Origin of the sequence: Actinomadura opuntiae (assembly GCF_030283205.1) — a bacterium.
Classification (GTDB): domain Bacteria; phylum Actinomycetota; class Actinomycetes; order Streptosporangiales; family Streptosporangiaceae; genus Spirillospora.
In genome coordinates this window covers 124126-147248 of the sequence record NZ_JASNWF010000023.1, presented here as the reverse complement: position 1 = coordinate 147248, position 23123 = coordinate 124126, and the positions used below count along the sequence as shown (strand labels likewise).

20 protein-coding genes are annotated in these 23123 nt (G+C 74.2%); 9 read left to right on the top strand and 11 right to left on the bottom strand.

What is annotated here, in order from left to right:
- Positions 1-24 precede the first annotated feature (24 nt).
- On the top strand, positions 25-519 hold the full coding sequence (locus QP089_RS39205) for a winged helix-turn-helix transcriptional regulator (protein WP_285919024.1): 495 nt from the start codon (positions 25-27) through the stop codon (positions 517-519).
- Here the strand turns inward: QP089_RS39205 and QP089_RS39200 are convergent, their stop codons facing one another.
- Both QP089_RS39200 and QP089_RS39195 read right to left on the bottom strand, forming a co-directional pair.
- Positions 520-1092, bottom strand: coding sequence for a TetR/AcrR family transcriptional regulator (locus QP089_RS39200; RefSeq protein ID WP_446474121.1), 573 nt, complete (start codon positions 1090-1092; stop codon positions 520-522). It abuts the gene before it with no gap.
- Between the two features lie 69 nt (positions 1093-1161).
- The gene (locus tag QP089_RS39195) at positions 1162-1500 is read right to left on the bottom strand and encodes an SPW repeat protein (RefSeq protein ID WP_285919020.1); all 339 of its coding nucleotides are present in this window, start codon (positions 1498-1500) and stop codon (positions 1162-1164) included.
- Positions 1501-1664: 164 nt separating this feature from the next.
- Here QP089_RS39195 and QP089_RS39190 point away from each other — a divergent pair, with 164 nt between their 5' ends.
- Complete coding sequence (locus tag QP089_RS39190; protein ID WP_285919018.1) at positions 1665-3257, top strand: adenylate/guanylate cyclase domain-containing protein; 1593 nt, start codon at positions 1665-1667, stop codon at positions 3255-3257.
- Here the strand turns inward: QP089_RS39190 and QP089_RS39185 are convergent.
- Complete coding sequence (locus tag QP089_RS39185; protein WP_285919016.1) at positions 3254-3985, bottom strand: hypothetical protein; 732 nt, start codon at positions 3983-3985, stop codon at positions 3254-3256. The two genes, QP089_RS39190 and QP089_RS39185, sit on opposite strands and share 4 nt — an antisense overlap.
- Positions 3986-3996: 11 nt before the next feature.
- Positions 3997-5448 carry a DHA2 family efflux MFS transporter permease subunit gene (locus QP089_RS39180; protein ID WP_285919071.1) on the bottom strand — a complete coding sequence of 484 codons (1452 nt, stop codon included), beginning with the start codon at positions 5446-5448 and terminating at the stop codon, positions 3997-3999.
- Positions 5449-5530: 82 nt separating this feature from the next.
- On the opposite strand from QP089_RS39180, the gene QP089_RS39175 reads away from it, so the two are divergent.
- Positions 5531-6187: a TetR/AcrR family transcriptional regulator gene (locus QP089_RS39175; protein ID WP_285919014.1), complete on the top strand. Its 657-nt coding sequence runs from the start codon at positions 5531-5533 to the stop codon at positions 6185-6187.
- A gap of 54 nt (positions 6188-6241) precedes the next feature.
- Here QP089_RS39175 and QP089_RS39170 read toward each other — a convergent pair whose 3' ends face one another.
- Both QP089_RS39170 and QP089_RS39165 read right to left on the bottom strand, forming a co-directional pair.
- A complete protein-coding gene (locus QP089_RS39170) occupies positions 6242-6871 on the bottom strand; it encodes an MBL fold metallo-hydrolase (protein ID WP_446474120.1) in 630 nt (209 codons plus the stop codon).
- Complete coding sequence (locus tag QP089_RS39165) at positions 6871-7956, bottom strand: S-(hydroxymethyl)mycothiol dehydrogenase (RefSeq protein WP_285919012.1); 1086 nt, start codon at positions 7954-7956, stop codon at positions 6871-6873. The genes QP089_RS39170 and QP089_RS39165 overlap by 1 nt, the downstream gene beginning before the upstream one ends.
- 224 nt (positions 7957-8180) lie before the next feature.
- Here QP089_RS39165 and QP089_RS39160 point away from each other — a divergent pair, with 224 nt between their 5' ends.
- On the top strand, positions 8181-9434 hold the full coding sequence (locus QP089_RS39160; protein ID WP_285919010.1) for a dienelactone hydrolase family protein: 1254 nt from the start codon (positions 8181-8183) through the stop codon (positions 9432-9434).
- Positions 9435-9469: 35 nt separating this feature from the next.
- Here the strand turns inward: QP089_RS39160 and QP089_RS39155 are convergent, their stop codons facing one another.
- Together QP089_RS39155 and QP089_RS39150 are read right to left on the bottom strand one after the other, a co-directional pair.
- A complete protein-coding gene (locus QP089_RS39155) occupies positions 9470-10108 on the bottom strand; it encodes an ATP-binding protein (RefSeq protein ID WP_446474119.1) in 639 nt (212 codons plus the stop codon).
- Positions 10109-10195: 87 nt separating this feature from the next.
- Positions 10196-10861, bottom strand: a complete 666-nt coding sequence (locus QP089_RS39150; RefSeq protein ID WP_285919006.1) for an MBL fold metallo-hydrolase — start codon at positions 10859-10861, stop codon at positions 10196-10198.
- 216 nt (positions 10862-11077) lie between these two features.
- Between QP089_RS39150 and QP089_RS39145 the strand changes: the two genes are divergently transcribed.
- Together QP089_RS39145 and QP089_RS39140 are read left to right on the top strand one after the other, a co-directional pair.
- Positions 11078-11569 (top strand): hypothetical protein, encoded by a 492-nt coding sequence (locus tag QP089_RS39145; protein ID WP_285919005.1) that lies wholly within the window; start codon positions 11078-11080, stop codon positions 11567-11569.
- A gap of 4 nt (positions 11570-11573) precedes the next feature.
- The gene (locus QP089_RS39140) at positions 11574-15440 is read left to right on the top strand and encodes a tetratricopeptide repeat protein (protein ID WP_285919004.1); all 3867 of its coding nucleotides are present in this window, start codon (positions 11574-11576) and stop codon (positions 15438-15440) included.
- A gap of 66 nt (positions 15441-15506) precedes the next feature.
- Here the strand turns inward: QP089_RS39140 and QP089_RS39135 are convergent, their stop codons facing one another.
- Entirely contained in the window at positions 15507-16274 is a 768-nt protein-coding gene (locus QP089_RS39135; RefSeq protein ID WP_285919003.1) for a maleylpyruvate isomerase family mycothiol-dependent enzyme, read from the bottom strand.
- A 99-nt stretch (positions 16275-16373) separates the two neighbouring features.
- On the opposite strand from QP089_RS39135, the gene QP089_RS39130 reads away from it, so the two are divergent.
- A complete protein-coding gene (locus tag QP089_RS39130; RefSeq protein ID WP_285919001.1) occupies positions 16374-17168 on the top strand; it encodes an MBL fold metallo-hydrolase in 795 nt (264 codons plus the stop codon).
- 1 nt (position 17169) lies between these two features.
- Here the strand turns inward: QP089_RS39130 and QP089_RS39125 are convergent, their stop codons facing one another.
- Positions 17170-17580, bottom strand: coding sequence for a nuclear transport factor 2 family protein (locus QP089_RS39125; protein ID WP_285918999.1), 411 nt, complete (start codon positions 17578-17580; stop codon positions 17170-17172).
- Between the two features lie 87 nt (positions 17581-17667).
- Between QP089_RS39125 and QP089_RS39120 the strand changes: the two genes are divergently transcribed.
- Together QP089_RS39120 and uvrA are read left to right on the top strand one after the other, a co-directional pair.
- Positions 17668-18240: a TetR/AcrR family transcriptional regulator gene (locus QP089_RS39120; RefSeq protein ID WP_285918997.1), complete on the top strand. Its 573-nt coding sequence runs from the start codon at positions 17668-17670 to the stop codon at positions 18238-18240.
- 260 nt (positions 18241-18500) lie between these two features.
- The gene (uvrA, locus tag QP089_RS39115) at positions 18501-21338 is read left to right on the top strand and encodes an excinuclease ABC subunit UvrA (protein WP_285918995.1); all 2838 of its coding nucleotides are present in this window, start codon (positions 18501-18503) and stop codon (positions 21336-21338) included.
- 47 nt (positions 21339-21385) lie between these two features.
- On the opposite strand, the gene QP089_RS39110 is transcribed toward uvrA, so the two are convergent.
- Positions 21386-23023, bottom strand: a complete 1638-nt coding sequence (locus QP089_RS39110; protein ID WP_285918993.1) for an acyl-CoA carboxylase subunit beta — start codon at positions 23021-23023, stop codon at positions 21386-21388.
- Between the last annotated feature and the right edge of the window lie 100 nt (positions 23024-23123).

Genomic DNA, 23123 nt, shown 5'->3' with positions numbered 1-23123 from the left:
CCGTCAGGGCGGTACTGTGGGGCCATGGCACTCGGCAAGGACTACGCGGCCCAGGACTGCTCGCTGGCCCGCGCGCTGGAGGTCGTCGGCGAGCGGTGGACGCTGCTGATCGTCCGGGACGCCTTCTACGGCGTCCGCCGGTTCAGCGACTTCCTCGCCCATCTGGACGTCCCGCGCGCGGTGCTGTCCGCGCGCCTCCAGTCGCTCGTCGAGGCCGGCGTCCTGGTCAAGGACGGCCACGACTACGTGCTGACCGACATGGGCAAGGAGCTGTGGCCCGTCGTCCACACGCTGGCCCGCTGGGGCGAGGACCACCTGTCCGCCGAGCCGTGCCGGCTGTTCGTGCACGCGGGCTGCGGCGGACGGGTCGGCACCGACGGCACCTGCCCCGCCTGCGACCGCCGCGTCCCCCTGGAGGACGTGGAGATGCACGCCGGCCCCGGCGTCCGCCACCGCGACGACCCCGTCAGCCGCCTCCTGCGCACCCCCCACCGTCTTCTCGAGCCGATCAGGCCGTGACTAGGCTCCGAGCGCGCGGGCGATGAGGTCGGCGACGGCGTCGGGGTCGAGGTGCTGGCCGGTGAGGCCGGCGAGGTTCTCCTGGTAGATCAGCACGGCGGCGAAGGTCGCGGCGGCGGCCTCCAGGCGGGCCTGGTCGCCGCGGGCGCCGGGCAGGGCGATCTCCAGGGCCCGGCGGGCGCGCAGGAACACCACGCGGTTGAGGTGGCCGAGCCGGTCGCGGACGGAGCGGTGCGTGTCGGCCTCCCGGAACAGGATGCGGCGCATCGCGGGGGAGGCGTGCAGCGGCAGCCGCCGGGCCAGCCGCGACAGCGTGCCGGCCGGGTCGCCGGGGACGGCCTCGAGCGGCTCGTCCGGCGGCTCCTCCACGAAGGTGCGCTCGTCGACCAGCGCGACCAGCACGTCGATCTTCTGCGGGAAGTAGTGGAAGACCAGCCCCTTCGGCACCTGGGCGCGGCCCGCGATCCGCGCCGTGGAACTGGCCTCGTAGCCGCGGTCGGCGAACAGCGCCTCCGCCGCGTCCAGGATGCGGGTGCGCGAGTCCGCCGCCGCACCGCTGCGTCGCACGCCCATCCGTACCCCCCCGGCAGGCCCGTGCGGCCCCGGAGCGCCGGTGCGCCCGAGGCCGTGGCGGGATCTCGGTCAGGCCGCGGCGGGCCTGCCGCCGTGCGCCTGCGTGGCTCCCCACAGGCCGACGATAGCCGCGACGCCGCCGGCGATCCATGCCGTCCACGCCGAGGCGTGCGCGCCGGTGAAGCCGAACGCCCACGGCGCCACGAAGATCAGCACCGCGAACGCGGTCGCCGCCCACGACGGCGTGCCGGGGCCGCCCAGCAGCGCCCACAGGCCGGCCGTCATCAGCAGCGCGCCGAGCACCATGAGCGGCTGCTCGCCCGCGTTGTCGCCCCACAGTTCGGGGGCCACCAGGACGACGAGGCCGGCCACGAAGGCCACCCCGTCCTGCCATGCGAACCTGTCCATCCGTCGCACCTCCGGCCGATCACCTTTTGGACCTCTTCGTCCGCTTTGTTAATTCCCTGATTGACCGGCCGGTCAACCTTCCGTACCGGAGTGAGCAGGGCCGCCGCGAGGTGACGCAGACGGGACGGAGAGTGAGGCTCCGCCAGCGGATACCCTGCGCTCTCATGGAGAGCGATGGGGCGGGACCCGCGCCGCGGGGCGGGCGCAGCCTGCTGGGCCCGCTGTGGCGGCTGATCGACGGGCGGCCGGGCGACTCGCGCGCCGCCATCGCGCGCCGCGCCCGGATCCTCGTCACGATCGCCACCGGCCTGGCCAACCTCGGCGGCGCGCTGGTCGTGCTGGCGTTCGCGGTCGTGGTGCCCGACCCGGTGGGGCACGTCTCCGACCGGCTGCAGACGATCAACCTCGCGGTGTTCACCGCCTACGTCGTCGCGGCGGTGCCCGTCGGGCTCGTCCTCGGCGAGCGGTTCTTCCGGCGCGTCCGGCGGCTGGTGGAGCGGCACGGCGAGCCCGACCGGCACGAGCGGTCGCTGCTGCTGTACGGGCCGCTGCGGCTGATGGCGCTGCACCTGACGCTGTGGGGGATCGGCACCGTCGGCTGGGTGGTGATCAACGCGCCGTTCTCCACCCTGCTGGCCGTCAAGCTCGGCCTCACCAGCCTGCTCGGCGGCCTGACCACCTGCACCATCGTCTACCTGCTGACCGAGCGGCTGCTGCGGCGGGCGGTGACGACCGCGCTGCGCAGCGAGATGCCGCGCCGCACCGGGCTGCCCGGCGTGGTGGCCCGCTCGGTGCTGGCCTGGGCGCTCGGCACCGGGGTGCCGATCCTCGGCCTGATCACCCTGGCGGTCGGCTCTTTCCTGATCGCGAGGATCACCGTGCGGGACTTCGCCCTCGCGGTCCTCGCGCTCGGCGGCACCGCGCTGGTCATCGGCCTCGCCGTCACCTACGGCGCGGCCCGCGCGATCGCCGACCCGGTCGAGTCGGTGCGGCTCGGGCTGGCCCGGGTCGAGCGCGGCGACCTGGACGTGGAGGTCCCCGTCTACGACGCCAGCGAGGTCGGGCTGCTGCAGGCCGGGTTCAACCACATGGCGGCCGGGCTGCGCGAGCACGCCCGGCTGCAGGACCTGTTCGGCCGGCAGGTCGGCGAGGACGTGGCGCGCGTCGCGCTGGAGCGCGGCATCGACCTCGGCGGCGAGACCCGCGAGGTCGCGGTGATCTTCGTGGACCTCATCGGCTCCACCCGGCTGGCCGCCGACCGGCCGCCCGCCGAGGTCGTCCGGCTGCTGAACGAGTTCTTCGCCGTGGTGGTCAAGGTGGTCGGCGCGCACGGCGGCTGGATCAACAAGTTCGAGGGGGACGCCGCGCTCGCCGTCTTCGGCGCCCCGCTCGACCTCGACGGCGCGCCCGGCCGGGCCCTCGCCGCCGCCCGCGAGCTGGCCCGGCGGCTGCGCGACGAGGTGCCCGAGCTGAGCGCGGGCGTCGGGGTGTCGGCGGGCGAGGCCGTCGCCGGGCACATCGGCGCCGAGGAGCGGTTCGAGTACACCGTGATCGGCGACCCGGTGAACGAGGCGGCCCGGCTGACCGACCTCGCCAAGCACACCGAGGAGCGCGTGCTCGCGTCCGGCTCGCTGGTCGCCATGGCCGACCCCGAGGAAGCGGCGCAGTGGGAGCTCGGCGAGGAGGTCACCCTGCGGGGCCGCACCCGGGCGACCCGGCTCGCCGTACCACGCCGCCTCGAACGCGATCCCGGCTAGGACGGGCCGAGCGTGGCGCCGCTCAGCGTGGTGTAGAACGGCGAATCGGCGAACGGCGTCCCGGTCTCCTCGCCGATGTACACATCGGCGTGGTTCTGGCCGCCGTAGCCGGGACGGAACAGGTCGGTGACCGTCCAGCGCGCCTTCCGGAACGCCGCGCACACCTTCGCCTCGATGCGGTGCCCGTTGCCGTCCCGGCCGCACTCGACGATCGCGAACCGCTGCCCGCGCCCGAGCACCGACTTGTCGGCCGCGGCGGACGACCAGGGCCGCAGCGGACGGCCCGCCGAGTCGCGGGTGGTGTCGTCCAGCCAGTACCCGACGCTGTGCGACCAGTTCAGGTACCGGCCGCGCTGCGGCCCGGAGGTGATGCGCCCGCTGCCCTCCTCCTGCACGATCGCGAGGAACTCCGCAGGGTAGGAGCCGAGCGGCGTCCTGCCGTGGGAGCAGTGGAACCGCGCGCAGCCCTTGACGGCCTTCCGCTTCCCGCCGTGCAGGCTCTCGACCGCCGTGTAGTACGTGGTGATCCGCCAGGCGCCGGGTCTCCCGAGCGGCCGCACGCGGGCGGCCTCCGGCGACGCGGCCGGCGAGGCGGCGGGGGAGGACGCGGCCGTCGCCGTCGGCGGCGGGACGTCCAGCGCGCCCGCCGGGCTGCCGGCGGCCTCGCCGCAGCCGGCCAGGGCACCGCACATCGCCAGCGCGGCGGCGAGCGATGCCCTCGGCCGCATCGGCGCCCTCCTCAGGTCCGGTCCGCGCCGCTGCGCTCCGGTTCGTCCGCCACGGGGGACACTACCTCGGCGGCGCCCGCCGGACGGCCCGGGAGCGAGAATCCGGCCAGAAGCAGGACGCCCGCCGCGGCCACCATCCACCAGAACGCCGTCCCGAACGCGTCCGCCGGCGACGCCCCGCCGGAGAGCCGGTGCTGGAGCAGCAGCGTCACGACCGTGATACCGAGCGCGGCGCCGATCTGGTTGAGGACGTAGAGGGTCCCCGTCGCGCTCGGCGTCGACTCGGCGGGGACGCTCCGGTACACCGACGCCATCGTGGGCGCGCCGATCAGCCCGAGCCCGATCCCGCACGCCACCGAGCACGCGCCCAGCCAGACCGGGCTCGCGCCGGTGCCGGCCTGCGTGTAGGCGAGCGCGGTCAGCGCCACGACCGCGCCGCCGGCCGGGACCAGCGCGCGGGCGCCGATGCGGTCGCTGAGCCGGCCGGCGATCGGCATGCCGAGGAACGCGCCGACGCCCTGCGGGACGAGCAGCAGCCCCGCCCCGAGCACGCCGTGCCCCCTGACCTGCTGGTAGTAGAGCGGGATCAGGAACAGCAGCGCGAACAGCACCCCGCCGACCAGCGTCATCACCGCGACGCTCGCCGCGTACGGGCGCACCGCCAGCAGCCGCAGGTCGACCAGCGGAGGGACGGACGTCCGCAGGGCGTGCACCACGTAGGCGATCAGGAAAGCCGCACCCAGCACCAGGCCGGCGACCACGCGCGGCGCGCCGAACCCCGCGGTCGCCGCCTGCGACAGCCCGTAGAGCACCGCGACCGAGCCGGGACTGAGCAGCAGCACGCCGAGGACGTCGAACGGCTTGCGTTCCGCCGCGTCCGGCGTCCCGCCGGGGACGGTCCGCACCGCCAGCGCGATCGCGACCGCGCCGACCGGCAGGTTGACCAGGAACATCCACCGCCAGGGCAGGTACTCGTTGATCAGCCCGCCGGCGATCGGGCCGAGGATCGGGCCGAGCGTCATCGGGATCGACATCAGCGCCATCATCCGGCCCGCCCGGCGGGGGCCGGCCGCGCGGGCGAGCACGGTCAGCATCGTCGGCTCCATCAGCCCGCCGCCGAGGCCCTGCACCACCCGGAACCCGATCAGCGCGCCCGCGTCCCAGGCCAGCGCGCACAGCAGCGACCCGGCGATGAACAGCGCGAGCCCGGCCAGCCACACGGCGCGCCCGCCGTACCGGTCGACGGCCCAGCCGCTCACCGGGATGGCCGCGGCGAGCGTGAGCATGTAGGCGCTGGCCGTCCACTCCACGGTGTCGAGCGGCGCGTGGAAGTGCGCGGCGAGCGTGCCGATGCCGACGTTGACGATCGTCGCGTCGAGCAGCGCCATGAACCCGCCCAGCACCATCACGCCGATGAGCCGCGCGAGCGGCCCGTCGATCCGATCGCCGGTGTCCGCGTCCATGATCACCTCCGGAATCTACGAGTCGGTTCATCAAATTTAACCGACTAGTTCAGTTAGAGGAACGCCACGGTAGCATGGCGGCATGGGCGCGGGGGAGATCGCGGGAGAGCGGACCGGGCGGCGCGGGCGGGTCGACAAGCGGGAGGCCATCCTGGCCGCGGCGCTGCGCGTCTTCTCCCGCGAGGGCTACGAGCGGGCGAGCATCGACATGATCGCCGCCGAGGCCGGGGTGGCGAAGCCGACGATCTACAACCACCTCGGCGGCAAGGAGAACCTCTTCCGCCAGATCATGGTGGACGCCGCGCGGGAGACGAGCGCCACGTTCATGGCCGCGCTCGACGCCTTCCCGACCGACCCCGCCGACGCCGACGAGCTGCGCTCACAGCTGCTCGCCGCCGCCCCGGCCATGGTCGGGTGCTTCCACCGCGCCGAATCGTGGGCGCTGCAACGGCTGCTGTACGCCGAGTCGGTGCGGTTCCCCGACCTGTACGGCACCGTCCGCGCCAACGGCGCCGACCAGGTCGCCGACGCCCTCGCCGGGCGGCTCGCCCGCCTCGCCAACGCCGGGCACCTGGCGATCGCCGACCCCGACCGCGCCGCCGCCCACTTCATCGCGCTGCTCACGCACGAGCTGATCGGGCTCTCCGAACTCGGCAACCGCGCCGTTCCCGCCGACGAGATCGACACGGTGGTGACCGCGGGCATCGACACGTTCCTGCGCGCCTACGCCTCCCGCTGACATGAGAAAGGCGGCGCCCCCGCAGTGCGGGGCGCCGCCTTGGCGGGAGCCGGGTCAGTGGCCCCGGGCGATCCATTCGTCGAGGTGCGGGGCCTCGCCGCCGATGGTGGTGGAGTCGCCGTGGCCGGTCCGCACGACCGTGTCCGGCGGAAGCGTCAGCAGCCGCCCGCGGATCGAGTCGATGATCGTCGGGAAGTCGGAGAACGACCGGCCGGTCGCGCCCGGGCCGCCGTTGAACAGCGTATCGCCGGAGAACACGGTGCCGAGGTCGGGCGCGTGCAGGCAGACGGCGCCGGGGCTGTGGCCCGGCGTGTGCAGGACGGTCAGCCCGGTGCCCGCGACCGTGATGACCTGGCCGTCGGACAGCGCGCCGTCGGGGTCCCTGTCCGGGTGCTTCTGCTTCCACAGCATCAGGTCGTCGGGGTGCAGCAGGACGGGCGCGCCGGTACGGGCCGCGAGGGCGGGGGCGGCGTCGATGTGGTCGTCGTGGCCGTGCGTGGACACGATTGCCACCAGCCGCCGGTCGCCGAGCGCCGCCGCGATCGCGTCGGCGTCGTGCGCGGCGTCGATGACGATCGCCTCGCTGTCGTCGCCGACGATCCAGACGTTGTTGTCGACCTCCCACGTCCCGCCGTCCAGGGAGAACGTCCCGGAGGTGACGAGGTGGTCGATGCGGGCCGGCATCAGAGGACCACCACCGAGCGCAGCACGTCGCCGTGGTGCATCTTGTCGAACGCGGCCTCGACGCCGTCCAGCTCGATCGTCTCGGACACGAACGCGTCCAGGTCGAGGCGGCCCTGCAGATACAGGTCGATGAGCATGGGGAAGTCGCGGGAGGGCAGGCAGTCGCCGTACCAGGACGACTTGAGCGACCCGCCGCGCCCGAACACGTCCAGCAGCGGAAGCTCCAGCTTCATCTCCGGCGTCGGCACGCCGACCAGCACGACCGTGCCGGCCAGGTCGCGGGCGTAGAACGCCTGCTTGTAGGTCTCCGGACGGCCGACCGCATCGATCACCACGTCCGCGCCGAAGCCACCCGTCAACTCCTGCACCGCCTCCACGACGTCGGTGTCCTTGGCGTGGACGGTGTTGGTCGCGCCGAGCGAGGTCGAGGTGGCCAGCTTGCGCTCGTCCAGGTCGATCGCGATGATCCTGGCCGCACCGGCCAGCCGCGCGCCCAGCACCGCCGCCGCGCCGACGCCGCCGCAGCCGATGACCGCCACCGAGTCGCCGCGCCCCACGTTCCCGGTGTTGATCGCCGCGCCCAGGCCCGCCATGACACCGCAGCCCAGCAGGCCCGCGACCTCGGCCTTGGCGGCCGGGTCGACCTTGGTGCACTGCCCGGCGGCGACCAGCGTCTTGTCGGCGAACGCGCCGATCCCCAGCGCCGGCGACAGCTCCGTGCCGTCCTCCAGGGTCATCTTCTGGGCGGCGTTGTGGGTGTTGAAGCAGTACCAGGGACGGCCCCGCAGGCACGCCCGGCACTGCCCGCACACCGCGCGCCAGTTCAGGATGACGAAGTCGCCGGGCTCCACCTCGGTGACGCCCTCGCCGACCGACTCCACCACGCCCGCGGCCTCGTGGCCGAGCAGGAACGGGAACTCGTCGTTGATCCCGCCCTCGCGGTAGTGCAGGTCGGTGTGGCACACCCCGCACGCCTGCACCTTCACGACCGCCTCGCCCGGGCCCGGATCCGGAACGATGATCGTCTCGATCCGCACCGGCTCGCCCCGCCCGGGTGCGACGACCCCGCGTACCTGCTGCGCCATGCTGCCGCCTCTCGTCGTGTTCCGTCCTTGATCCGAGCCTATAGACCGCCGCGCCCGCCGCCCTGCCCGCCTTCTGCCGTCCGGAAGATCCGGCCGCCCTCCCGCGGGGGAGGCCGCCGCCCTCCGAGGTAGCGGATCGGAGATCACCATCCGGCGCGATGCCCGCTCGGGCGCGCCGGCCGGAGGCTTGGGGACGTTCGCCGCCGACACGAAAGAGGACCGCCATGACACGCCGCCTGAAGATCGCCGCGGTCGGAGCCGCCGGTGCCGCAATCCTGGCCGCCGGGGCCGCTCCCGCCCTCGCCTACGAGGGCGCGAAGGACCGGCCGGCCGCGACTCAGCAGCACACCGCCCGCGGGCAACTGGTCTCCGCCCGCCACCTGGGCGCCAGGTCCGCCGAGGAGGTGCGCGCCTGGCTGGCGAGCGAGGACTTCGACGCCTCCTCCGTCCGCTACGGCGTCGACTCGTACCGGCTCGTCTACCGGACGGTCGACGCGCACGGCCGCGCCACGGTCGCCAGCGGCCTGCTCGTGCTCCCGCGCAACGGCGTCCACAAGCTGCGCATCGTCTCTTATACGCACGGCACCACCAGCTACAAGGCCGATGCGCCGTCGATGGCGCAGGACGTGTGGGGTCCCGGACCGGCCGTCACCTACGGGTCCGCCGGGTTCGCCGCCGCCGCGCCCGACTACCTCGGCTTGGGCGAAGGGCCGGGTGCGCACCCGTGGAAGGACGTGCCGACCGAGACGTCCGCGTCGCTCGACATGCTCCGCGCCGCTCGGCAGTTCACCCTGGGCCAGCACCGGGCATTGGACGGCCGGGTCCTGGTCACCGGGTTCTCGCAGGGAGCCTCGTCCGCGCTCGGTCTCGCACGGGCGCTGCAGGACGGCGCCGACCCGCACTTCCGCCTCCGCGCGGTCGCCCCGATCAGCGGCGGGTACGACTTCCGCGGCGCGGAACTGCCCGCCCTGCTGAACGGCGACCTCGACCCGAAGCTGTCCGTCGCCTACGTCTCCTACCTGCTCACCTCGTGGAACCGCATCCACGGGGGCATCTACGAGAAGCCGTCCGAGCTGTTCCGGGAACCGTACGCGAGCCATGTCGAGAAGTACTTCGACGGCACAACGCCCGGCGAGGTCATGATGAAGGGCCTGCCCGGCACCCTCAAGGAGCTGCTCACCCCGCGCGGGTTCGAGGTGCTGCGCCACCCGTCCGGCACGTTCGCCGAGGCCCTTCGCGTGGACGGGGAGGTCTGCACGGCCTGGACGCCCCGCGCGCCGCTGCGCCTCTACAAGATCACCAACGATGACCAGGCGGTGACCGCGAACACCGACCACTGCGCCGCCGCGTTCCGCGCACGCGGCCTCGACGTCCCGGTCGTCGACGTGGGTGACAAGGTCTACGGCGGGTCCCGGCACCTCGGGTCGAACGTGGCGGGCACGGCCATGGTCGTCCGCTGGTTCGCGGGCCTGCGCTGACCGCCGCGCCGACGGTGCCGATCGCGGTGGCCGCGCTAGTCGAAGCGGATCGTCGTGAGCTTGTCGGCGGCCTCCCGGTCCAGCACCGTGACCCCGGCGGCCGGCGGGAGGGCGCCGCCGCGGGCACGTTCCATGAGCGGCACCCAGCGGCGGCAGTGCCGGGCGAACGTGACGCCCGTTACGGCCCGTCCGCGCGCGAACTGCCCGGCGCGGGCGGTGGCCGGGTCGACGTCGATGAGGATCAGGTGCAGCCGCCCGCCCCGGCGGCGCGCCAGCCAGGCGAAGCAGTGCAGGATGTGCGGCCAGGTCCCGCGCGTGTGGGCCACGACCCCGTGCCCCGCCAGCACGGCCCGCCCGATCCGCCACACGTGCGTGACGTGGACGAGCGGGGTGCGCAGCCGCACCGGCAGCGGGCGCAGGAAGCGCGCCCACCAGTTGCGGGACTGCCGCGAGTCGATGATCCGGACGTCGCCGACGGGCACCGGCGCGGTCTCCTCGCCGCTCAGCCCGTACAGCCGGTTCAGCAGGGTGCTCTTGCCCGCCCCCGGGAGTCCGGCGAGCAGGACCAGCGACCCCGGCGGGTAGCGCAGGGCGGGTCCCGGGTCGGTGTCGTCGATGATGCGCTCCTGGTCTCGGCCCCGAGTCGGTGCGGATGTGGTCGTCAAAACGAACATTCCGCACCGCTGGTTCCGGCGGGCCGGAGCGAAGGACGGCTCCACCGGCGCCCGGGCGGCCGTCTCAGGAGGGAGCGGTCGCGCCGGTCACCAGCCGCGCGAGCGCCACTCCGGCAGCGAGGGGCGCTCGCGGCCGAGCGTGGAGTCCTTGCCGTGGCCCGGGTAGAACCAGGTCGCGTCCGGGAGCCGGCCGAAGACGCGCTCCTCCACGTCCGCGAACAGCTGCTTGAACAGCGTCGGGTCGCCCCAGGTGTTGCCGACGCCGCCCGGGAACAGGCTGTCGCCGGTGAACAGGTGCGGGCGGTCGGCCAGCTCGCCGCCCGCGTCGTACAGCAGCGCGATCGAGCCGGGCGTGTGGCCGCGCAGGTGGATGACCTCCAGCGCGGCCCGCCCGACGCGGATGGTGTCGCCGTGCTCGACCGGCTCGGCGACCGGCTCGGGCAGCGGCTCGGCGTCGTGCGGGTGCGCGACGACCGGCGCGCCGGTGGCCCGGGCGACCTCGGTCAGCGCCATCCAGTGGTCCTGGTGGCGGTGCGTGGTGACGATCCGCGCGAGCGGCCCGTCGCCGATCATTTCCAGCAGCCGCGGCGCCTCGTTGGCCGCGTCGACGAGCAGCTGCTCGCCGGTCGCGGTGCAGCGCAGGAGGTAGGCGTTGTTGTCGTACGGCCCGACCGCCACCTTGGTGACCGTCAGGCCCGGTAGCTCCCGGACGTCGGGCCGGCCGCCGGCCTCGACGTTGCCCGTGTAGGTCATGGGCGGGTCCTCCCATCGGCGGTACGCGCCGTCGGCGGTGCGCCCCGTCAGTGGTGCGCGCAGACCATCTTCCCCCATCGCCCGCCGCGGCGTGCGGCCGGGCCGAATGAGTCACGAGACTCATCCGCACCGTGCATCCGGCGGCGGACGTTTCCGCCTTGCCGTCCCACCATGGTCATTGGAAGATCGGAAACGACCCGTGAGGACGGTGCCGCGTTGATCACCGCATTCCGTCCCGGACCGGACCGGGAACGGCCCGAGGAGCTGCTCGGCCACGCCTGCGCGCTGGTCCGGCTCTGCGGCCGCGACTCCGCCGTCGCCGCCGTGTTCCTCGCCCTGGTGCTGGTCGGGACCGTCGGCCGGCTGGCCGCCGGGCTCCCCGGCGCCGTCGCGCTGGCCCTGCTGCCGGTGCTGGCCGGCTCGTTCGCGGTCTCCGCCGGGTACGCGGTGCGGTCCCGGCGGACGCTGGTGGCGGTGCTCGGCGAGGTGCGCGGCCGCACCGGCGCGCCCGTCGACCCGAACGTGCCGTGGACGCCGTTCGGGACGGCCGCCGTCCTGGACGCGCGGGTCCGCGACACCGAGCTGCGCCGGCTGCTGGCGGCGGCGCACCGCTGCGGCGAGCTGTCCTGGCTGGCGGTCGCCTGGTCGGCGGCGACCGGCGTGCTGTTCCTGTTCTGGTGGCTGGCGACGGCGGTGGCGGGCGGGTGAGCGGATGATCGACCACGACGTCCGGCCCGGCAGCTTCTGGGAACGGCTCGGCCCCGACGACCGGCAGGCGCTGCGGGCGATGGGTCGTCGCGCCCGCATCCCGCCCGGGGGGACGCTGTGCCACCAGGGGGTGACCGCCCCGGCCGTGTACGTGGTGTTCAAGGCGGCGCCGCGCGCGGCGAGCAACGCCGTGGCCAAGGAGTTCGTCGACTCCAGCGAGGGCGACGAGTCGATCATCGACCTGTTCGGGTCCGGCGACGTCGTCGGCGTGCTCGGGCCGTGGGGGCATCCGCAGCGCGGCACCATCGCGGCGCTCGACCACGTCGAGGCGCTGCGGGTGGACCGCCGCAACTTCCGCGGCCTGCTCGCCGCGAACCCGCGGGTCGCCGAGGCGATGATGCACGCGGTCTCGGAGAGCGTCGGCTACGGCGGGCGCCGCCACGCGGTGCGCGCCGCCGAGCATCCGCAGCGCCTCGCCTACCACCTGCTGGAGCTGGCGCACCGGTTCGGCGTGCGCACCGCGCGCGGGACGGAGATCCCGCTGCGGCTCAGCCAGGCCGAGCTGGCGAACTGGTCCGGGATCTCCCGCGAGACGCTGGTCCGCTGGTTCCGGCTGTGGCGGCAGAAGGGCATCCTCGACCGCAGGCCGCGCCCGCTCACCATCCTCGACCCCGAGAAGCTGCGCCGCGCCGCCAGCCCGTGGGGCGACGAATGGCCGGCCATCGAGGCCGAGCCGGACGCCCCCGCCCGGACCCCCGCGGTCCGCACGGAGCCGGACGGGCGCGGCGGCCTGGCCGCCCGCGCGCCGGTGCGGCTGGACCCGGCGGGCGGCAAGCCGCCGGTGCGGCTGCCCGCCGACAACCCGTTCTTCGCCGGGCGGACGATCAGCCTCGGCAAGCTGGACATGCTCGTCGCGCAGGCCGAGTGGCCGCGCGCCGTGATCGTCCAGGGGATGGCGGGCGTCGGCAAGACGACGCTCGCGCTGCACTGGGCGCACCGGGTCGTCGACCGGTTCCCCGACGGGGTCGTGTTCACCGACCTGCGCGGCACCACCCGCAGCCCGGTCACGCCGGCGGAGGCGATGGGCCAGGTGCTGCGCGCCGCCGGCGTCCCCGGCGACCAGCTGCGCAGCACCGAGGCGGAGCTGGCCGCGCAGTGCCGCTCGCTGCTGGCCGACCGGCGGATGCTGCTGATCCTCGACAACGCCGCCGGGCCCGAGCAGATCAGGCCGCTGGTGGGCGCGGTGGCGTCCGGACTGGCCGTGGTGACGAGCCGGCGCCGGCTGCCGTCGCTGCTCGAGGGCGCCGACGTCCGCACGCTCGAGCTGCGCGAGATGGTCACGCAGGAGGCCGTCGACCTCATCGCCAACGTGCTCGGCCCGGCGGACGCCCGCGTCCGCGACGAGCGCCGGGCGGTCGCCCGGCTCGCCCGCGAGTGCGGCCACCTCCCGCTCGCGCTGTCGGTGATGGCGGGCCGGCTGGCGGAGAACCCCGGCGAGTCCATCGCCGGGACCGTCCGGGAGCTGGCCGCCAGCGACGCGCACGCCGTCCCGTCCTACGAGACGGCCCTGCCCGGCCTCCTGCACGAGCCGGTGCCGGACGCGGCGGAGCGGCGCGCGCCGGCCGCCGCGTCCGCGCCGGGGCTGCTTGGCGTGCTGAGCCCCACGTTCGACGTCGCCTACCGCAGCCTGCGCCGCGACCACCGGGAGGCGTTCCGGGTGCTGGGGCTCGTCGCGGGCCCCGACTTCACCCCCGCAGCGCTCGCCGCGCTGCAGGACCGGACCGTCGAGGAGGCGCGCGAATCCCTGGAGGGACTGCGGCAGGCGTACCTCGTGCACGACGTGGCGCCCGGCCGGTACCGGATGCACGACCTGCTGCGCGACTTCGCCCGCGACCGGGGGCTGGCCGAGGACGCCGACAGCGACCGGCTCGCGGCGCAGCGCCGGCTGCTCGCCGGGTACCTCGCCGAGGCGCGCGCGGCGGGGGACGCCCTCGCGGGGCGCCGCCGTCCCGTCGTGCACCAGGGCCGCCGGGCGGACGGGGCGCGGGGGCGCCCGTCCGCCGGCGGGGACGCCGGCGCCGAGCGGGCCGCGGCGCTGGCGTGGTTCGAGGCCGAGCGGCGCAACCTGGTCGCCGCCGTCCACCAGGCCGCCCGCCTCGGCCTGCACCGCACCTGCTGGGAGCTGGCGGACGCGCTGTTCGACTTCCAGGAGTTCCGCCGCTACGGCGAGGACAACATCGCCGTCCACCAGGCGGGCCTGCACGCCGCCCGCACCGAGGAGGACTGGGGGGCCGCCGCCGTGATGCTGCACAACCTGGCGGTGGCGCACTTCGAGGCGGGCGGCTCCGTCCAGGCCATCGGGTACGGGGAGGACGCGCGGCGCGCCTTCCGGGCCGTCGAACCGCCCGACCGGTACGGCGAGGCCGCCGCGCTCGCCACCCTCGCCGACCTGCACGTGGCGCTCGGCCGGTACCTCACCGCGATCGAGCACGCCCGGCGCGCCCTGGACGTCCACCGGGCCCTGGACGACCCCGGCGGCCTGGCGAAGGACCACGACACCCTCGCCCGCGCGCGCCTCGGGATCGGCGACTACGAGACGGCCCTGAACCACGCCGCGGAGGCGCTGGAGGTGCGCCGCCGGATCGGCGACCTGCCCGGCGTCGCCGAGACGCTGCTCACCCTGGCGCAGGTGCACCGCCGCCTCGGCAACGTCCACGAGGCGGTGTCCCACGCGCTGGAGGCCCTCTACATCCGCCAGGACCTGGCGGACGGGCACGGCGCGGCGCAGGCGCTCACCGAGCTGGCCAGGATGAACGCGTCCCTGGGGCTGCGCGAGATGGCGCTGCGGGACGCCGGGCAGGCCCTGCGGACCTACCAGGCACTCGGCGCCCGCCACGGCGAGGCCCGCGCGCTGACCACCCTCGGCATGCTGATGTGCGACGCCGCCCGCTACCCGGAGGCGTTCACCCACTGCGGCCAGGCGCTGCGCCTGCACCGCGACACCGGCGACCGGCACGGCGAGGCCGAGACGATCGCGCAGATCGGCATCGTCCACTGGCGGCTCGGCCGCTACCGCGAGGCCCGCGAGCACCTGCTGCGCGCGCTGGAGATCCGCCGCGAGATCGGCGACCAGCACGGCGAGGCGCACGACCTGGAGCACCTGTCGGTCGTCATGCGCCGCCTCGGCCGCCCGCAGGAGGCGTTCGTCCTCGGCCTCGAGGCGCTCGACCTGTGGCACGGGCTCGGCGCGCAGAGCGGCCTGGCCGGGACCCTCGGCAGCCTCGCCCGCACCTACCTGCTGCTCGGCCTGCCCGAGGACGCCGAGCGCGCCGCGGCGCAGGCGCTGCGGATCCGGCGGGCCGTCGGCGACTGGTACGGCATGGGCGTCGGCATGGACACCTTCGCCGCCGTCCTGCGCCGCAGCGGGCGCCCGCGGGAGGCGCTGGAGATGGAGCTGGAGGCGCTGCGCGTCCTCGGCGAGGTCGGCGACCGGCACAGCGAGGCCACCGCGCTGGTGCACCTCGCCGCCATCCACCTGGACCTCGGCGCCGCCGCCGAGGCCCGCGCGACCGGCGGGCGCGCCCTGCGCGCGGCCACCGAGGTCGGCGACGCCCGCGAGCAGGCGTACGCGCTGCACACCATGGCCCGCGCGTGCCTGCTGCTCGGCGAGCACGCCCGCGCCTGCGAGCACTTCGAGGCCGAGATCGCGATCCGCCGCGACATGGACGATCACGGCGGGCGGCGGGCCGCGCTGGACCTGCTGGGGCAGGCCCGGGCGGCGCTCGGCGACCGCGCCGGCGCGGCCGACTGCGCCCGGCGGATCCGGGCGCTGGACAAGTGGCTCGCCTCGGACAGGTCGCTCGACATGTGACGAGCCACTCGAACTATCGGCGTACCGCTGCGTTCATTGGAGACGGGCGCCCGCGCGCCGCGGAAGCTAGAAGCGGGACGGGTTGTGCGGCCACGGCGGCGGGACGGGCGGCGGCGGCCCGTCCGGACGCACGGTCACTCCCGCGCCGTCCGTGCGGCCGCTCAGCCAGCCGAGCAGCGCCCGCCCGGATCCGGACGCCTCCGGCCCGCCCGCCGCCCACCCGAGGTCGGCGGACTCCCCGGAGTCGGTCGCGGTGATCCGGTACCCGGCCAGCGCGCCGTGCAGGTCCCCGGGCAGGGCCGCCAGGTCCGTGAGCGTGCTGGTCAGTGCCCACCGGACGTACGGCTCGGGCCAGTCGGCCGCCCCGTACCCGGCGGCGAGGTCGACATGGTGCGCCTCCACCTCGTGCCAGCGCCGCAGCACCGTGTACCAGGCGGGGTGCGGCCACCCGGCCATCGCCTGGACGGGGGAGTCCCAGGCGTCGTCGGGCATCGCCCGGACCTGCTCGGCGAACCGCGCCGCCGTGGCCCGCACGTCCTCGGCCAGCTCGGCGGCCCCGCGTCTCGCGCCCGCCTCGATGTCGGCGTTGCGCCGCTCCGGGCTCGGGTACTGCGGGATCGGCACGCCCGTCCGCGCCGACTCCAGCAGGTTCCACAGCGAGTCGGCGTTGCGGGCGACATGGGTCGCGACGTGCCCGCGGGACCAGCCGGGCAGCGCCGACGGCGCCCGCAGCTCCGGCCCGGTCAGCTCGGCGACGGCCGCCGCCATCCGCTCCGCGCCCGCGTCCACCTCGTCGATCGCCAGCCGCCAGGTCTCCACAAGTCCCCCGAGCACTCGTCGAAGGCTCCATCCTGACGCAGCCGCCCCGGCCGCGCCAGACGGCCCGCGTGTTCCCCCTTACCTGCGGCGCCGTTCCGCACCACAATGCTGATCATGGAACATCCGATCTGCACCACCTGCGGCGTCCAGTACGGCGAACCCCGTCCCGACTGCCCCATCTGCGAGGACGAGCGGCAGTACGTCGGCTGGGAGGGCCAGCGCTGGACGACCCTGGAGGAGCTGCGCGCCGCCGGGCACCGCGGCCACGTCGAGGAGGAGGGCCTGGACGTCGTCGGCATCGGCACCGAGCCGTCCATCGCCATCGGCCAGCGCGCCCTGCTGCTGCGCGCCCCGTCCGGCAACGTCCTGTGGGACATGGTCACCCACATCGACGACGAGCTGATCCGCCAGGTCGACGACATGGGCGGCATCACCGCGATCGCGATCAGCCACCCGCACTACTACGGCACGATGATCGAGTGGGCGCACGCGTTCGACGCGCCCGTCTACATCCACGAGGCCGACCGCCGCTGGGTCGCCCGCCCCGACGACGCGGTCGTCTTCTGGGAGGGCGACACCCACGAGATCGCCGACGGCCTCACGCTGATCAACGCGGGCGTGCACTTCGACGGCGGCCAGGTGCTGCACTGGCGGGACGCCCGCGCGCTGTTCTCCGGCGACATCGTCCAGGTCGCCAACGACCGGGACTGGGTCAGCTTCATGTACAGCTACCCGAACTTCATCCCGGAGCGGCCCCGCACCATCCGCCGCGCCCTGCGGCTGCTGGAGCCCTACGAGTTCGACCGCGTGTACGGCGCCTGGTGGCGGAAGATCGTCTACACCGACGGCAAGGACGCCGTCCGCCGCTCCGCCGACCGCTACCTGGCCCGCGCCCTGGACGACGAGTAGCTCATCCCGCGAGCGCCTCGGTGATGGCCGCGCGGTCCTGGTACTCGCGCCAGTGCACGACGCGCCCGTCCCGGGCCCGCAGCACCACCGCGAAGTTCGCCGATGCCCGCCTCCCGCGGGCGGGCATCGTCGCCACCATCACGTACTCGGCGACGATCACCTCGGGGTCGGCGGTCTCGTGGATCACCACGTCCCGGAACTCCTCGAAGATGATCGGCAGGGCCGCGCGTCCCTCCCGGAGCCGGGCCGCGATCGCCGCGCGCCCTTCCATCCGCCGCGCGTGCCCGTCGGGCGCGAACGGCATCTCGATCACCACGTCCTCGGCCAGCATCTCCTCGTCCAGGCCGGCCCCGCCCGCGAGGGCGTTGCGCTGGAAGCGGGCGAACAGCTCCCGCGGCGTCTGCTCGGACACGCGTCATCCCCTTCGGAACGGACTAACATGAGTCTGAACTCACGTTAAAAATATGAGTCGCGACTCATCTTGTCAACGGACGGACGGATGACCCCGGACAAGCCCCTGCGCGCCGACGCCCGGCGCAACCGCGCCCGCATCCTCGCCGCCGCCGAGGAGGTGTTCACCGAACACGGCGCCGCCGCCTCCACCGAGGAGGTCGCCGCCCGCGCCGGCGTGGCGATCGGCACCGTCTTCCGGCACTTCCCGACCAAGCGCGACCTGCTCGCGGCGATCATGAAGGAGTTGCGGCGGCGGTTGATCGAGCGCGCCGACGCGCTGGTCGCGGACGGCGACCCCGCCACCGCCTTCTACGACTACTTCGGGTTCCTGGTCGAGAGCTCGGCGAGCATCGGCCCGGTCATCGGCCTGCTCGCCGAGGAGGGCACCGAGATCGAGCCCGGCGACCAGATCATGGCCCTCGCCAACGCCTTCGGCGCCCTCCTGGAGGCGGCCCAGCGCGCCGGGACGGTCCGCGCCGACGCGCGCCTCGACGAGGTGATGGCCCTCGTCACGGCTACCGGTCACGGCGCCGTCGCCGGAGCCTGGTCCGACGACCTCCGCCACCGCACGGTCGCCCTCGTCCAGGACGCCCTCCGCCCGCGCCGGGCCGCTCCATGAGCCGGCGGAGCCGTCGTCCTCGGACTCCCCAGGGCGGGGCGGCGGGCGGTGGGCGGGTTGTGGTGGCAGGGGTGTTCGAACACGTGTACGGTGCGAGGGTGCCGCCGGGGCCGTCCGGGGACGGGCGGGGCGCGGCATGAAATGCGGCGGCGACGGCCGCTGTTATGGACTCGGGGGATTCTGTCGGACCCCCTGGCTAGCCTGGAGAGCGCTCTGTCTCTCCCCATCACCGCGCCCAGAAGAGGAACCGGAAGTACGCCGTGCATGACCGACTCATCGTGCGTGGAGCACGCGAGCACAACCTGAAGGACGTCTCGCTCGACCTGCCGCGGGACGCCATGATCGTGTTCACCGGTCTGTCGGGGTCCGGGAAGTCCAGCCTGGCGTTCGACACGATCTTCGCCGAGGGCCAGCGCCGGTACGTGGAGTCGCTGTCGGCCTACGCCCGGCAGTTCCTCGGGCAGATGGACAAGCCCGACGTCGACTTCATCGAGGGGCTGTCCCCGGCGGTGTCGATCGACCAGAAGTCGACCAGCAAGAACCCCCGGTCGACGGTCGGGACGATCACCGAGGTCTACGACTACCTGCGGCTGCTGTACGCCCGGATCGGGCATCCGCACTGTCCCGAGTGCGGGCGGCCGATCAGCCGGCAGGCACCGCAGCAGATCGTCGACCGGGTGCTGGAGCTGGAGGCCGGCACCCGGTTCCAGGTGCTGGCGCCGGTGATCCGCGGCCGCAAGGGCGAGTACCTGGAGCTGTTCCGCGAGCTGCAGTCCAAGGGCTACTCGCGGGCGCTGGTCGACGGCGCGATGGTCCGGCTGGACGAGCCGCCGAAGCTGAAGAAGCAGGAGAAGCACGACATCTCCGTCGTGGTCGACCGGCTCTCGGTGAAGGACACCGCGCGCCAGCGGCTCGCCGACTCGGTGGAGACCGCGCTCGGCCTCGCCGGCGGCACGATCGTCCTCGACTTCGTCGACCTGCCCGAGGACGACGAGAACCGCACCCGGATGTACTCCGAGCACCTGTACTGCCCCTACGACGACCTGTCGTTCGAGGAGCTGGAGCCGCGGTCGTTCTCGTTCAACTCGCCCTACGGCGCCTGCCCCGACTGCACCGGCCTCGGCACCCGCATGGAGGTCGACCCGGAGCTGGTCGTCCCGGACGGTGAGCTGACGCTCGGCGAGGGCGCCATCCAGCCGTGGTCGGGCGGGCACGTGAGCGACTACTTCCTGCGCCTGCTGTCGGCGCTGGGCGACGCCATGGGCTTCGACCTGAACACCCCGTGGGACAAGCTGCCCGCCAAGGCGCGCAGGGCGATCCTCAACGGGCACGAGACGCAGGTCCACGTCCGGTACAAGAACCGGTACGGCCGCACGCGCTCGTACTACACCGCCTACGAGGGCGTGATCCCCTACATCCAGCGGCGGCACGCCGAGTCCGAGAGCGACTCCAGCCGGGAGCGGTTCGAGGGCTACATGCGCGAGATCCCGTGCCCGACCTGCGAGGGCGCCCGGCTCAAGCCGGTCGTGCTGGCGGTCACCATGGGCGGGATGTCGATCGCCGAGGTCGCGTCGATGCCGATCGGCGAGGCCGCGAAGTTCCTGCTGGCGATGGAGCTGAACGAGCGCGAGAAGCACATCGCCGAGCGGGTGCTGAAGGAGATCAACGCCCGGCTCGGGTTCCTGCTGGACGTCGGGCTCGACTACCTGACGCTCGACCGCGCGTCCGCGACGCTGGCGGGCGGCGAGGCGCAGCGCATCCGGCTCGCGACGCAGATCGGGTCGGGCCTGGTCGGCGTGCTGTACGTGCTGGACGAGCCGTCCATCGGCCTGCACCAGCGCGACAACCACCGGCTGCTGGAGACGCTGATCCGGCTGCGCGACATGGGCAACACGCTGATCGTCGTGGAGCACGACGAGGACACCATCGCCGCCGCCGACTGGGTGGTCGACATCGGCCCCCGCGCCGGCGAGCACGGCGGCGAGATCGTGGTGTCCGGCACGGTCGACGAGCTGCTGAAGTCGGAGCGCTCGCTGACCGGCGCGTACCTGTCGGGCCGCCGCTCGATCGAGATCCCGGAGATCCGCCGCCCGCGCACCCGGGGCCGCGAGGTCACGGTGAAGGGCGCGCAGCAGAACAACCTGCGCAACGTGGACGTGGCGTTCCCCCTCGGCGTGCTCACCGCGGTGACCGGCGTGTCCGGGTCGGGCAAGTCGACGCTGGTCAACGACATCCTGTACAACTCGCTGGCCAAGCAGCTGAACGGGGCGAAGACCGTCCCCGGCAAGCACAAGCGGGTCAACGGCGTCGACCAGCTCGACAAGGTCGTGCACGTCGACCAGTCGCCGATCGGGCGGACGCCGCGCTCCAACCCGGCGACCTACACCGGCGTGTTCGACCACATCCGCAAGCTGTTCGCGCAGACCACCGAGGCGAAGGTGCGCGGCTACCAGCCGGGTCGGTTCTCCTTCAACGTCAAGGGCGGCCGCTGCGAGAACTGCTCCGGCGACGGCACCATCAAGATCGAGATGAACTTCCTGCCGGACGTCTACGTCCCGTGCGAGGTGTGCCACGGCGCCCGCTACAACCGGGAGACCCTCGAGGTCCACTACAAGGGCAAGACGATCTCCGAGGTGCTCGACATGCCGATCGAGCAGGCCACCGAGTTCTTCGAGCCGATCAAGGCGATCCACCGGCACCTGAAGACGCTCAACGACGTCGGCCTCGGCTACGTCCGGCTGGGCCAGCCCGCGCCGACGCTGTCGGGCGGCGAGGCGCAGCGCGTCAAGCTGGCCGCCGAGCTGCAGAAGCGCTCCACCGGCCGGACGATCTACGTGCTGGACGAGCCGACCACCGGCCTGCACTTCGAGGACATCCGCAAGCTCCTCGGCGTGCTGAACGGCCTGGTCGACAAGGGCAACACGGTGATCGTGATCGAGCACAACCTGGACGTGATCAAGACCGCGGACTGGATCATCGACATGGGCCCCGAGGGCGGCTCGCGCGGCGGCACCGTCGTCGCCACCGGCACCCCGGAGGACGTGGCGAAGGTCGAGGGCAGCCACACCGGCCAGTTCCTCACCAAGATCCTCGGCTGACCTCCGCGGAGGACCCGTGCGGCGGGGCCGCGCCGCGGCCCCGCCCGCTACAGCGGGATGTTGCCGTGCTTGCGCGGCTCCGGGATCTCCCGCTTGGTGCGGAGCATGGCCAGGCCGCGCGCGACGGCGGCGCGGGTGTCCGCCGGGTCGATGACGTCGTCGACCAGGCCCCGCTCGGCCGCGAAGTACGGGTGCATCAGCCGCTCGGCGTACCGGGTCGTCAGCACGGTCCGCAGCGCGCCCGGGTCGGCGGCCGCGGCGAGCTCGCGGCGGTGCACGACGTTCACGGCGGCCTCCGCGCCCATCACCGCGATCTCGTTGGTGGGCCACGCCAGCGACAGGTCGGCGCCGATCGACCGGGAGTCCATCACGATGTAGGCGCCGCCGTACGCCTTGCGCAGGATCACCTGGATCCGCGGCACCGTCGCCTCGCAGTAGGCGTGCAGCAGCTTGGCGCCGTGCCGGATCACGCCCGCGTGCTCCTGGTCCAGGCCGGGCAGGAACCCGGGGACGTCGACGAGCGTCACCAGCGGGACGCCGAACGCGTCGCAGAACCGGACGAACCGCGCGGCCTTCTGGGACGCGGCGGCGTCCAGCACCCCGGCCAGCACGAGCGGCTGGTTGCCGACCAGCCCCACCACCTCGCCGTCGATGCGCGCCAGCGCGCAGATGACGTTGGCCGCCCAGTCCTCGTGGAACTCCATGAACTCCCCGTCGTCGGCCAGCTCGGCGATGACGGCGCGCATGTCGTAGGGCCGGTTCGGCTCGACCGGGACCAGCTCGGCCAGCCGGGGCCGCACGTCGGCGGCGGCGCCGCGCGGCGGCCCGGCGGGCGGCGCCTCCAGGTGGTTGGACGGCAGCAGCGACAGCAGGTACCGGACGTCCTCCAGGCACCCCTCCTCGTCGTCGTGCACGAACGTCGCCACCCCGGACCGGGCGCCGTGCACCTCGGCGCCGCCGAGCTCGGCATGGGTGACCCGCACGCCGCTGACCGCCTCCACGACGTCCGGGCCGGTCAGGTACATCTGCGCGGTGCCGCGAACCATGAACGTCACGTCGGCGAGCGCGGGGGAGTAGGCGGCGCCGCCCGCGCACGGGCCGAGCACCACGCTGATCTGCGGGATGATCCCGGACGCGCGGACCTGGCGGCGGAAGATGCCGCCGTAGCCGTCCAGGGCCATGACGCCCTCCTGGATGCGGGCGCCGCCGCTGTCGTTCAGGCCGACCAGCGGCGCGCCGTTCGCCAGCGCCAGGTCCATCACCTTGTGGATCTTGGCGGCGTGGGCGGCGCCGAGGGACCCGCCGGACAGTGTGAAGTCCTGCGCGTAGACGAACACCGTGCGGCCGCCGACGGTGCCGGACCCGGTCACCACGCCGTCGGTGCGCGGGCCCGCCGCCTCGTCGGGGCCCTCGGGGCGGCGGCGGAACATCCCCAGTTCCAGGAAGGAGCCCGGATCGAGCAGCAGGTCGATCCGCTCGCGGGCGGTGCGCTTGCCGAGCGCGTGCTGGCGCTCGACGGCCGGGGCGCGGCCGGCGAGGGTCTCGGCGCGCAGCTCGTCGCGCCGCCGCCGCAGCCGCTCCATCGACCGCGGCGCGGGCTCGGCGGCCGCCGGCGGGAGACGGACGCCGCGGGGCCGCGGCCGCGGCACCGGAACCGGGACGAAGTCAACCTCGGATGCGCTCACGAATTCCCCTTCCCTTTCGCCTTCCCGCCATTTCAGGGCAGCGGTCCGGCGGCCTCTCCAGTGTTCGGCACGCCAATACCGCTGTCTTCTCCTGATGTGC